The sequence below is a fragment of the Bizionia gelidisalsuginis genome, from assembly GCF_008086185.1.
Classification (GTDB): Bacteria; Bacteroidota; Bacteroidia; order Flavobacteriales; family Flavobacteriaceae; genus Bizionia; species Bizionia saleffrena.
Window position 1 is genome coordinate 103,305 of record NZ_VSKN01000004.1, and the last position, 12,713, is coordinate 116,017.

Consider the following 12,713-nt stretch of genomic DNA (forward strand, 5'->3'; position numbering starts at 1 on the left):
CGAATTATGAATAAGGTCTTATTTATACTATTTTTAGTAACGATTAGCGTGTATTCTCAAAATGAAATTACACACGATGTCTACTTCGATACCGATAAATACAATGTGCCTTTAACCGAAGAAAATAGACTCTTACTATTTATATCAGAATTAGATTCGGTAGACATTGGCAAAGTTTCTATTTACGGTTTTACAGACGATAGAGGTACGCGTGCTTACAATTTAGATCTCTCTCAGAATCGCGCCGATGCTATTAAAGAAATGTTTGCTGGTTATGGCATATACCCCGATTTAATAACAAATGTTGATGGCAAGGGGATTATACTTTTAAAGGTGCTAAATGAGAATGAAATTAACAAAATTAGAGGTTTAAACCGAAAAGTAGAAATTATAGTATCTCCTAAACTACCAGAAAAAAAAGAGCGCAAAAATAAAACTACTGAAGCGGAAGAAAAGCCGGGAAATACACTTGAAAAAACAATTGAAGATTTAACGAATGGAACGCTTAAAAAAGGCGATAAAATACGTTTGGACAAAATTTATTTTAAAACCAATTATAGTTATATCACCACTGAATCTCGTAAAACCTTAGAGAATATAGCTAAAATTTTAGTAAAGCACGATACCGTTTACTTTACCATTCAAGGACACGTCTGCTGTACACAAATGAGTAGAGATGCTATCGATAAAAAAACGAAGAAACGCAATTTATCAGTCGCTAGAGCACATTATATTTACGACTATTTAGCTAGAAAAGGAGTAGATAAAAGACGTATGAAATACGTTGGCTTACGACGGAAATTTCCATTGGGTGGCGCTCCAAAATTCGATCGTCGTGTAGAGATTATAATCACTTATGTGGCTAAAAATAAAAACTAATTATTGCTTATAAATCATTTCCATATGCGGGATACCATCTTCTAAATACTCTTTTCCCGTTGCTTTAAATCCTAGAGTATTATAGAATTTTTTGAGGTAACATTGTGCCGAAATATGAATATGAGACGTTTTGAAATGACTGTGTAAAGCGGTAATAGAAGCCGTCATAATATCGTAACCATAGCTATGTTTTCTTTCCGATTTTACCACTACAACACGACCAATACTGGCTAATTCGAAATAATCGCCCGGCGCAAAAACACGCGTGTAAGCTACAATTTTATCGTCTTTATAACCAATAATATGTAACGCCTTATCATCTTTTCCATCAATATCTTGGTAGACGCAATCTTGCTCTACAACAAAAACTTCACTTCGCAATTGTAAAATAGAGTAGAGCTGGGTAGTTGTTAATGCACTAAAAGGTTGTACTTGAATTTTAATCATAATAATTAATCTTGAACAATAATTTCTTTAGGATCTTCCTTATTATATTCTGGTTGAATCGTAATGTGATTGATATTAAATTGGTCGAATAAAAGTTTTTCAATCCGATTCAATAAGTCATTAAATTCCGACGTTGAAATATCTTCTTCTAAATCTAAATGCGCTTCCAAATGTAATTCACTATCACTTAAATGCCAAATATGAATGTGGTGGAGTTTCTTTGCTTTTGGTAAGCTATTAACGGCGTTAACAACGTCCTTTATATTAATATCGTCTGGCGTAAACAACATCAACATTTTTGTAGAGGTTTTTAGTAAACCAAAACCTACCCAAATAAGATATAAAGCAATTAAAAAAGTGAGCGCGCTATCTATCCAATACAACTGAAAATACTTCATTAAAAGGCCGCCAATTAAAACCGCTACACTTGCTAACATATCTGTTAATAAGTGAAAATAGGCACTACGCATATTAATATTATGTTTAGCATCTTTTTTTAAAAGCAAAACACTCAATCCGTTAGCTAAAATGCCTAAAATAGATAACCAAATCACTAAATCTGTACCAATAACCTCGGGAACCTTAAAACGTTTTATGGCTTCTATTATTAACAAGATAGCGACTATTATTAAGGTAAACGCATTAATAAACGCAGCGACTATTTCGGCTCTTTTGTACCCAAAAGTTTTATCTATCGAGGCTTTTTGTCGTGATAATTTTGTTGCCACATAACTTACTATTAGCGATAAAACATCGCTAAAATTATGTAAAGCATCGCTTAATAAACTTAAACTTCCAGACACCAAACCACCGACTACTTGGGCGACAGTAATTACTATATTTAAAACTATAGAAATTAAAAGATTGTTTCCTTTTAAGGGCGGAAGCGTCTGTTTGTGCAAATCATTCATATTAACAAGAAGAAGCAGGTATTTTATCTACTCTGTTTTGGTGTCTACCCCCTTCAAATTTAGTATCTAAGAACGTATCTACCATCGTTAATACTTGTTGTATAGCAGTATAACGCGCAGGAATACACATAACATTAGCATCGTTATGCTGACGCGTTAATGCTGTAATCTCGTTAATCCAGCAAATGCCAGCGCGAACGTGTTGGTATTTGTTGGCAGTAATAGCAACCCCATTGGCACTACCACAAATTAAAATACCGAAATCTACTGTCTTATTATTAATATCTAGAGCGACGGGATGTACAAAATCTGGATAATCGACACTATCGTTAGCATCTGTACCATAATTAGTAACCGTGTAACCTTTCGCTTCTAAATGCTTAATAACCGCAAATTTATAGTCTGTACCGGCGTGGTCATTTCCAATTGAAATAGTCATTATATTAAATGTTAAGGGTTATTGTTTTTTAAGCCTATAAAGTTACTATATAGATTATTAAAAGTGCTGTTTAAAAGGGCTAACTTTTAATACGGTTACAAATTACGGTGTAACAGTGGGGTTATTAACAAAAATAAACCATTGTTAACTTCTCCTGCTTTTAGTATTCATTACTTGTTAATATCTTGCGATGGTTTGTGATAACTTTAATTAGGTTTCTACCAAAAATTTTACAAACCAAAATCAACATGAGAGTACCAAAAAAGTTAGCTACTTTTTTTAGAATAATTATCCATTAAAAAAGTACACATACAAACATCAAAAAAATTAATACTTATTAAAACAAACAAGGGGATTGTAGTTATGAACAGTTGTTAACAACGAATTTAAAACCTTTAGAAATAAAGAACTTAACACAATAATAACTTGTTAATAATGTCTATTAAATAACAAATCAAACTAATTAAACTAAAAGTTATACCGCTATTAACACACTATAATAACCATCATTTTTTTTTTAAAATTTTAAAAGAAATAACTGATATCTATAATAAATGTTTACAACCTATTTTTTTAATTAACTTAAACTTAAAATTGATTTAATTATTAAAACGTAGCTTTGCAGTAATCTTAAAGGAGTGATGCTAGAATAAATTCATCTTTTCTACAAATGGTACAAAAGGTCTTCTTCTGAATTTAGTATTTGCTAGAATACAATTAATCAATACCTTTAAAAAGAATTAACGAATTAAATAAATGACAAAAAATAAAAAAAGGAAACCTTCACATAACAAGATCTCCGACCTTACAAACACAATTATAAGTATTTTAAAAGATGATAGAACCAAATCATTTAATTATAAACAAATAGCTTCTAAATTAGAACTTAACGACGCTAGTAGTCGTAACCAAATTATAAAAACACTTGCCAAGCTTAAAGCCAAAGAAGAAATTGAAGAGGTAGAACGTGGCAAATTTAAAATTGTAATTAATAACGAATATCACACTGGTAAATTCGATGCGACTGCAAAGGGTAGTGGTTATGTTATTTGCGAAGATTTTGAAAATGATATCTATATTGCTTCAAATAATGTTAATAAAGCATTACACGGTGATGAAGTGGAGTTGTATGTGTATAAACGTAGAAAACGTGGTAAGTTAGAGGGAGAAATCACTAAGGTGATAAAGCGTGCTAGAACGGAGTATGTTGGCGTAATTCAAATTCACCAGAAAAAGAATTTTGCCTTTGTAGTACCCGATTCTAATAAAATGTATACCGATATTTTCGTGCCTATTAACAAAATTAATAAAGCCGAAGATGGTGATAAAGTGGTAGTAGAATTAGAAGAATGGCCACAAAAAGCCGATTCTCCAAACGGAAGAGTGCTTAAGGTTTTAGGACGACCTGGAGAACATAATACAGAAATTCATTCCATTTTAGCCGAATATGGATTGCCATACGAGTTCCCTCATGATGTTGAAGAATTCGCAAACACTATCGACACGTCTATCAATCCAGAAGATATCGCCGAACGTCGCGATATGCGTAACGACCTTACGTTTACAATCGACCCAAGAGATGCTAAAGATTTTGATGATGCCTTGTCGTTTAAAGTGTTAGATAATAATTTATTTGAAATAGGAATTCATATTGCCGATGTGTCGCATTACGTGCAAGAAGGCACCATTTTAGATGATGAAGCCTACGAGCGGGCAACGTCTGTGTATTTAGTAGACCGAGTGGTACCAATGTTACCAGAAATTTTATCGAATAATGCGTGTTCATTACGTCCCAATGAAGAGAAATTAACTTTTTCGGCCGTTTTTACATTAAATAACAAAGGCGAAATTAAAGATGAATGGTTTGGTAGAACAGTAACGTACAGTGATGCACGATTCTCTTACGAAGAAGCGCAAGCGATTATAGAAAGTAAAACCACGCTAATTCCTGCTGATGTTTCGTTAACCGGTGAAGCTTATAATACCGATCAAACGATTGCCGATGCCGTTTTAAAAATGGACGATATAGCCAAAATAATGCGTAGTAAACGTATGGCTTCTGGAGCGTTGTCTTTCGATAAATTAGAAGTTAAATTCGAATTAGATGAAGAAGCAAATCCTATTGGAGTATTCTTTAAAACGAGTAAAGATGCGAATAAGCTAATTGAAGAATTTATGCTTTTAGCGAATCGTAAGGTATCAGAATTTATAGGAAAACAAAAACCTGAAAAAACCTTTATTTACCGTGTTCACGACGAACCAGACGAAAGTAAATTGATGGCGCTGCAAGGTGTTGTTGCTAGATTTGGACATAAACTAAATTTTAAAGATCGTAAAAGTATAGCGTCTTCTTTAAATAATTTATTGTCTGACGTTAAAGGTAAAAAAGAACAAAATTTGGTCGATACATTAACGATTCGTACTATGAGTAAAGCCGAATACACTACAGATAATATTGGTCATTACGGTTTAGCATTCGATTATTACAGTCACTTTACATCGCCAATTCGTCGTTATCCAGATGTTATTGCGCACCGTTTGTTACAACGCTATTTAGATGGCGAAAAAACAGCGAATGCCGAAATTGTTGAGGAAAAATGTAAACACGCAAGTAATATGGAATATCTGGCAACAAAAGCTGAAAGAGATTCCATTAAATATATGCAAATTCGGTTTATGCAAGATCATGAAAATGAAGAATTTGTGGGGGTTATTTCAGGGGCAACCGACTGGGGAATTTATATAGAAATTGTTTCTAATAAATGTGAAGGAATGGTAAGAACCCGCGATATAAAAGGAGACTATTACGAATTCGATCAAGAGCAGTTTGCATTAATAGGCCGTGAAACAAAAATAATGTATCAACTCGGTGATGAAGTAGTGGTAAAAGTAAAACAAGCCAATTTAGAAAAACGTCACTTAGATTTTGAATTAATAGGCAAAGTCTCAGAATAAAAAAATAGAGTAGTATTTAAAAGTTTTAAAAGAGCAGTCGAGAACGAGTTGATTATTCAATTTAGATTTCGACTGCTTTCGAATAAACAAGAATTATACATAAAAAAAAGTAGGAATAAAGAATGATAGTGACAACCACCGCCTCAGTTGAAGGTTATAAAATTATAGAATATAAAGGATTAGTTTCGGCTAGTACAGTGCATTCTAAGGTGACTTCGTTTATGTATCGTGTAGAAAAATTCTTAGAGTCTATGGAGGATAACATAGACGAAGCAAAACAAGATGCCCTCGAAAAATTACAAGTTAAAACACAGGCTATTAACGCGAATGCTATAGTCGGCGTAACAATAGACATGAAAACAGACACCAATACAGGATATATTTTACTATCGGTTACTGGAACTGCTGTTACTATTATTTAAAATAAATTTAAAACTGTAACAGTTTTGTATTTAGCAACTCTTTAAGAAGAACAAAAAATTATATATTATGAAATTAATAACGTCTTTAGCACTTATTTTTATGTGCACAATAACGTTTGCACAAGAGCCAAAAGAATTGAATGTTGGAGAATTTTCAACCGTAAAAGTTTACGATTTAATTCATATTAGTTTAATAAAATCGACAGAAAATAAAGTCATAATTTCTGGTGACGATATTCAAGATGTAAACATTGTTAATACCGGCGGTACCTTAAAAATTAAAATGGCTTTCGATAAAATTTTTAATGGTAGCAATACATTTGTTGCCGTGCATTACACGCAATTAAAAAGCATAGATGGTAATGAGGGTGCTTATATTGTGGGCAACACGCTTATTGTTCAGGATAAGATTGAATTGAGAGCTCAAGAGGGCGCTAAATTAAAAATAGGTCTAGATGTAAAGGAAGTATCAATTAGAGCCGTTTCTGGTGGTAGAATTAAGACTAATGGAAAAGCAGATACGCAAACGGTATCTTTAAATACGGGTGGCATTTACGAAGGTGAAGGGTTTCCTACCAAAAATACAACGGTAACCGTTCGTGCTGGAGGAGAAGCCGATGTTAATGCCTCAGAATCTGTAGACGCTAAGGTAACAGCTGGTGGTGATGTTTATATCTACGGAAATCCTTTACAAGTCAATAAAAAAACAACCTTTGGTGGCGATATTACCGTTAGAAAAGGAGATGTAAACACAGATTAACGCGGTTATTAATTTATTATCGTATTTTAGTACAGCGGTAAAAGGCTTCAGTTTTAATTTAACTGAAGCTTTTTTCTTGTGATAAGAAAGTTTCTATTAATAATTTCTTTACTTTGTATTAAACCCGTTTAAACACTATGATTGAAGATATCCAGGCAGCAATTCCATTAGGCTTTTTTTTAAGCTTTATGATTGGTCCTGTTTTTTTTGTACTCTTAGAAACTAGTGTAATAAAAGGGTTTAGAGCCGCCATTGCTTTCGATTTGGGTGTAATTATTGCCGATATTTTATTTATTGCTTTAGCGTATTTTTCTAGTTTTCAGTTGCTTGAGAACTTAAGTAATCAACCCGGTTTATATGTTTTTGGTGGTACTATTTTAGGGGTTTACGGACTTATTATTTTCTTTAAGAAGTCAAAAAAAGAACTAGAAACTAAGAAAGAAATTGTTATAAAACGCACCAATTATTTTAAATTATTTTTAAAAGGCTTCTTTTTAAACTTCATAAATATTGGCGTTCTCGTGTTTTGGCTGGGCGTTATTATTGTTGTTAGTCCGAACTTGGATAACGATGTCAATCGGTTTTTAACCTTTTTTGGCACAATGGTCGGGGCTTATTTTGTAACCGATGTCTTTAAAATTTTATTAGCGAAACAATTAAAAAGTAAACTAACGCCTAAAATAATCGTGAAAATTAAGAAGCTTCTAGGACTTATCTTATTGGTTTGCGGTATTATTTTAATAACAAAGGGGTTTCTACCAAAAGATCAATTCGATCCTAAAGATATCATTGAAGGTATTGAGCATAGGAGGTAGGTGCCAGTAAAGTAGTAACACATTTACAAATAAAATAATTATTCTACTGTTATTAGTAATGGTAAGTTCTTGCACGCAGCACCACGATCTGTATTATGTTGTACGCATTAATAAGTCAATAGTGTATTGAGTCTATTGAAATACTTAGAGGTCAAATTATTGAAAATGTCACAAACGATAAACTGATACATAGTATATCTACAATAGTAGACGATGGTTTAACGAGTGACTATTTAAAGTCTTTAAATAAAATTTACACTGTACTAATTAATTATATAAATTTAAGAAGTCTACTAGTTACGACTAATAATTTTCGAAAAAAGAATACGTAAATTATTACTTTTTTACGGGAGAGAATACAATAGAAAAGGAATTGAGTTTACGTCTAAAATAAAGTGCTATAGAACTCATATTCTAAAATTGATTACAGATAATAATTTAGCAAAACGTTTCGATTCAAAATAGAAAATAAAGAACAGTCAAAACAGGGAAGGAAAGAACATTAAATATTTAAATTTTATGTATCAAGATATTTCGCTAATTGGTGGTGACGCATATAAAAAATAAAGAAAGTTCAATTTTAGAATGTTAATGTGATTGCCTTAAAAACATTCAATTGTGTGAAAACAACACTAAACCTGTTTCTAGTATAAAGTAAAAGAGGCGTTTATTTAATTACGTGAAGTTGCAAAACAAGCGCATAAAAAAAGAGCTACTTAGAATATAAGTAACTCTTTTTGAGGTGTCGAGCGGATTCGAACCGCTGTAGATGGTGTTGCAGACCACTGCCTAGCCACTCGGCCACGACACCTTTTGTGACCGCAAATGTAAAAAAAAATACTATGCTTTACTATTTACTTTACGCTTTTCTTTTTTCAGAAATTTCAATAGTCACCATTTCTACATCACCACCAATTGGAGGATTCATTTTACTAAGCGCAACAGTTGCTACGGTAACTAATTTATTTTCAGCAAAAATACGATCTATTATACGCTTTGCAACGCTTTCTAAAAGGGCACTAGATATCGCCATTTCTTCAACGACAATTTTGTTTAAAAGCACGTAATCTACAGTATCTACTAAAGCATCGCTTTGCGCACTTTTTTGTAAATCGGCTTTTACTTTTAAATCGACACGGTAATCACTACCAATTTTTGTTTCCTCTTTAAGGCATCCGTGGTTGGCATACACACGAATATTTTCAACTTTAATTATTCCCAAAATATATATTTTCTGCGAAAATAGTAAAATCAAAGCAGTTTAATCTATATTTTATGGTCTAAGGCTTCATACGTAACGAAATGAGATAATTATTACTCTATTGCGCTAGTAAACGGTTCTTCATTTTTACGATAGAATTTTAATTTTCTATGTGCTGTCATATATTAAAAAGTTAATGAATAGAAATAACGCGAATTTCCTTAATTTTGTACTACTTTAAGAATGATTTTAGAGTACATACTAATGCTTTCATTTTCAAACGAGATATATGTCTGAAGAAAAAAAACCGCTTAATTTTATTGAGCATATTATTGAAGAAGATTTAAAAGACGGATTAGATGCCAACGATTTAAGGTTCCGTTTTCCGCCAGAACCTAATGGTTATTTACACATTGGGCATACCAAAGCTATTGGTATTAGTTTTGGTTTAGGAGAAAAATATAAGGCGCCAGTAAATTTGCGTTTTGACGATACAAATCCTGCAAAAGAAGAGCAGGAATATGTTGATGCGATTAAAGAGGATATCTCTTGGTTGGGTTATAAATGGGCGGAAGAACGCTATTCGTCAGACTATTTTCAGCAATTGTACGATTGGGCGATAGTACTTATTAAAGATGGTAAAGCGTATGTCGATTCGCAATCTAGCGAAGCTATGGCAGAACAAAAAGGGACGCCTACGCAACCGGGTGTAAATGGACCACATCGCAGTAGAAGCGTTGAAGAAAACTTAGAGTTATTCGAAAGAATGAAAAATGGTGAGTTTAACGAAGGTGCGCATATTTTACGTGCAAAAATAGACATGCAGCATGCTAATATGTTAATGCGCGATCCGTTAATTTATCGAATTCTTAAAAAACACCACCACCGCACCGGAAACGATTGGTGTATTTACCCTATGTACGACTGGACGCATGGTGAAAGTGATTATATAGAACACATATCGCACTCCTTATGTTCGCTCGAATTTAAGCCTCATAGAGAGTTATATGATTGGTTTTTAGACCAAGTAGTCGATACCAATAAAATACGTCCTAAACAACGTGAATTTGCCCGTTTAAACTTGAGTTATACCATAATGAGTAAGCGTAAACTTCTAAAATTAGTAGAAGAAGGCGTGGTTTCTGGATGGGACGACCCGCGTATGCCAACTATTTCTGGTTTGCGTCGCCGTGGGTACACACCAACTTCTATTAAAAAGTTTGTAGAAACGGTCGGTGTGGCGAAGCGTGAGAATAGTATCGATGTATCTCTTTTAGAATTCTGTATTCGCGAAGATTTAAACAAAAGTGCACCGCGTGTTATGGCTGTTTTAAATCCGTTAAAATTGGTGATTACCAATTACGATGCCGATAAAGAGGAGTGGTTAGAGGCCGAAAATAATCAGGAAGATGAGAGTGCAGGTTTTAGAAAAGTACCATTTTCTAGCGAAATATATATTGAAAAAGAAGATTTTAAAGAGGAAGCTTCCGATAATTTCTTCAGATTAAAACTAGGTGGTATAGTACGCCTTAAAAATGCCTATATTATTAAAGCGGAATCTGTAGTTAAAGATGCCAACGGTGAGATTACTGAAGTACACTGTACATACACAGAAGACACGACTAAAAAAGTAAAAGGAACGTTGCATTGGGTGTCTATACAACATTCTGTTACAGCCGAAGTGAGAGAATACGATCGCTTGTTTAATGATGAGGCGCCAGATAGCCACCAAGACAAAAGTTTTATGGAATTTATAAACCCGGAATCTCTTAAAATTATTGAAGCTTTTGTAGAGCCTAGTTTAGCAGATGCCGAAATAGGTCAGCAATTCCAGTTTCAACGTTTAGGGTATTTTAATGTGGATAAAGCGTCTAAATCTGGCGTATTAGTGTTTAATAAAACGGTAGGTTTAAAGGATTCTTGGGCCAAACAAAAGCCAAAAACGGAAACCAACCAACAAAAGCCACAGCAAAAGCGTCCACCAATCGAGCTTATAAAACAATACGGTAAAAAGTACGACCGTTTACCAGACGATAAGCGCGAAGAAGCAAAGAAAGATATCCAAGAATTGGCGAAACATGTTACCTACGACGATTTAGAACCGTTGTTTAATACCTCGGTTAAAAAATCGGGCACACGTATTATTACAATGATAAGTTTGGGGGTGTTGCTCGCTAATGGGTTAGTGAAAAATGAAGCCATCAATGCGTTTATCGCGAAAGCGTTAGAAGATAAAAACAAACTGCTAGTTGAAGAAGCCAGCGCTTTATAAATACAATCCACAAGCTTTAAAACTTGTGTATTTTTTATATAATGGAAGAAAGTAATAGCGGATAAATTTATAGACTGAAATGCACTAATTTATAGTGCGACGTATCTCTTTTAAAACGTATAATGGTAAATAGGTATTGTAGTTACTAAATTATTTTAGCAAACAATTAATAGTTTAATTGTGAAGAGTGCTTAAAAAATGATTATTTTTAGAGGCGTTAACACCACTTTTGAAGTGTAATTACTAAAATAAAAACAAAAAATATGGATACTAAAGCCAAAAATATACTTACTGAAATAACACGTTTAACAAACGAAATAGAAAATAAATACCCAGAAATTATAAAGTATTTAGACGAAACACGAGCGACATTGCCACAAGGGGATTTGCATAATGCTGAGATGGACGTTACTTCCCTTGAAAATTACCGCAATGGGTTAGAAGAGATGATCGAGAAATATGAAAAAGAACATTAGAGACAAAGACGTGTTAGTTTTAAATCAAAAAAGGGCTGTTACGTGAGTAACAGCCCTTTTTTTGGTAGTAACTGTAGTTCAATTTATTATTCTTCTAACTCTTTCTTGTTTCTATTCGCTTTCATAGCTTCCCCTATTTGGTTGCTAGCTGTAAAACTAGCGACCATATCGTTAAGCATTGTGCTACCGGCTTGCGGTGAATTTGGTAGTAGAATTAAATTACTGTTAGTTTCACTTCCAATTGCTTGTAACGTGTCGTAATGTTGTGTAACTACAATTAGCGCAGAAGCTTCTTGAGAGTTAATACCAACACGGTTTAATACATCTACAGATTCTTCCAAACCACGAGCAATTTCACGTCGTTGGTCGGCAATACCCTGACCTTGTAAACGTTTACTTTCTGCTTCGGCTTTTGCTTTTTCAACAATTAAAATACGTTGCGCGTCACCTTCATATTGTGCAGCAGTTTTTTCTCTATCGGCAGCATTAATACGGTTCATCGCTATTTTTACTTGCGCATCTGGGTCTATATCAGTAACTAAAGTCCTAATAATATCAAAACCATAATCCATCATCGCATCATTTAATTCTGCTTTTACGGCCAATGCAATATCATCTTTCTTAACAAAGACATCATCTAATTTCATTTTTGGCACTTCGGCACGAACCACATCAAATACATAACTTGTAATTTGTTCATGCGGATAATCGAGCTTATAAAAAGCATCATATACTTTATCTGTAACGACTTTATATTGTACCGAAACTTTTAGTTTTACAAAGACATCATCTAGCGTTTTGGTTTCTATAATAACATCTAGTTGTTGAATTTTTAAACTCAATCGGCCAGCAATACGATCGATAATAGGAATTTTTAAATGTAGTCCAGAGTGCCGGATGCTCTGAAATTTACCAAAACGCTCTACAATAGCTGCGGTTTGTTGTTTTACTGTAAAGACGGAAGAGATTAAAATAATAATTCCTAATACAATAACAATGGGAAGTAATAGATTCATAGATAATTTTTTAAATGGTTAAAATTACAACTACTAAATTAAGTTATATTATGCACTAATACCGTAATTTATACTGAAAAACACTCAGTCTATTGTATTAGTAGCACGAACTATAGGTTT

Annotated in this window: 12 protein-coding genes and 1 tRNA gene; 7 read left to right on the forward strand and 6 right to left on the reverse strand. The window is 33.3% G+C overall.

The window, feature by feature from the left end; translation table 11 throughout:
• The first annotated feature begins 6 nt into the window (after positions 1–6).
• Entirely contained in the window at positions 7–879 is an 873-nt protein-coding gene (locus tag ES677_RS04515) for an OmpA family protein (RefSeq protein ID WP_148380550.1), read from the forward strand.
• Here the strand turns inward: ES677_RS04515 and ES677_RS04520 are convergent, their stop codons facing one another.
• The 3 genes from ES677_RS04520 to rpiB are packed head-to-tail and all read right to left on the reverse strand — an operon-like array spanning position 880 to position 2,676.
• Entirely contained in the window at positions 880–1,326 is a 447-nt protein-coding gene (locus tag ES677_RS04520) for a GNAT family N-acetyltransferase (RefSeq protein ID WP_148369841.1), read from the reverse strand.
• A 5-nt stretch (positions 1,327–1,331) separates the two neighbouring features.
• Entirely contained in the window at positions 1,332–2,237 is a 906-nt protein-coding gene (locus ES677_RS04525; RefSeq protein ID WP_148380551.1) for a cation diffusion facilitator family transporter, read from the reverse strand.
• 1 nt (position 2,238) lies between these two features.
• A complete protein-coding gene (gene rpiB / locus ES677_RS04530) occupies positions 2,239–2,676 on the reverse strand; it encodes a ribose 5-phosphate isomerase B (protein ID WP_148380552.1) in 438 nt (145 codons plus the stop codon).
• A gap of 756 nt (positions 2,677–3,432) precedes the next feature.
• Here rpiB and rnr point away from each other — a divergent pair.
• The 4 genes from rnr (at position 3,433) to ES677_RS04550 (ending at position 7,628) form a co-directional block, all read left to right on the forward strand.
• On the forward strand, positions 3,433–5,631 hold the full coding sequence (gene rnr, locus ES677_RS04535) for a ribonuclease R (RefSeq protein WP_148369844.1): 2,199 nt from the start codon (positions 3,433–3,435) through the stop codon (positions 5,629–5,631).
• A gap of 122 nt (positions 5,632–5,753) precedes the next feature.
• The gene (locus tag ES677_RS04540) at positions 5,754–6,053 is read left to right on the forward strand and encodes a YbjQ family protein (protein ID WP_148369845.1); all 300 of its coding nucleotides are present in this window, start codon (positions 5,754–5,756) and stop codon (positions 6,051–6,053) included.
• 67 nt (positions 6,054–6,120) lie between these two features.
• Positions 6,121–6,813 carry a head GIN domain-containing protein gene (locus ES677_RS04545; protein WP_148369846.1) on the forward strand — a complete coding sequence of 231 codons (693 nt, stop codon included), beginning with the start codon at positions 6,121–6,123 and terminating at the stop codon, positions 6,811–6,813.
• Between the two features lie 137 nt (positions 6,814–6,950).
• Complete coding sequence (locus ES677_RS04550) at positions 6,951–7,628, forward strand: LysE family translocator (RefSeq protein ID WP_148369847.1); 678 nt, start codon at positions 6,951–6,953, stop codon at positions 7,626–7,628.
• 740 nt (positions 7,629–8,368) lie between these two features.
• Here ES677_RS04550 and ES677_RS04555 read toward each other — a convergent pair.
• Both ES677_RS04555 and folB read right to left on the reverse strand, forming a co-directional pair.
• A tRNA-Cys gene (locus ES677_RS04555) sits at positions 8,369–8,439 on the reverse strand.
• A 48-nt stretch (positions 8,440–8,487) separates the two neighbouring features.
• A complete protein-coding gene (folB, locus tag ES677_RS04560) occupies positions 8,488–8,850 on the reverse strand; it encodes a dihydroneopterin aldolase (protein ID WP_148369848.1) in 363 nt (120 codons plus the stop codon).
• A gap of 268 nt (positions 8,851–9,118) precedes the next feature.
• Between folB and ES677_RS04565 the strand changes: the two genes are divergently transcribed.
• Positions 9,119–11,101, forward strand: a complete 1,983-nt coding sequence (locus tag ES677_RS04565) for a glutamine--tRNA ligase/YqeY domain fusion protein (RefSeq protein WP_148380553.1) — start codon at positions 9,119–9,121, stop codon at positions 11,099–11,101.
• Between the two features lie 263 nt (positions 11,102–11,364).
• Positions 11,365–11,577, forward strand: a complete 213-nt coding sequence (locus ES677_RS04570) for a hypothetical protein (RefSeq protein WP_148380554.1) — start codon at positions 11,365–11,367, stop codon at positions 11,575–11,577.
• Between the two features lie 86 nt (positions 11,578–11,663).
• On the opposite strand, the gene ES677_RS04575 is transcribed toward ES677_RS04570, so the two are convergent.
• Positions 11,664–12,593: an SPFH domain-containing protein gene (locus ES677_RS04575; protein WP_148380555.1), complete on the reverse strand. Its 930-nt coding sequence runs from the start codon at positions 12,591–12,593 to the stop codon at positions 11,664–11,666.
• Between the last annotated feature and the right edge of the window lie 120 nt (positions 12,594–12,713).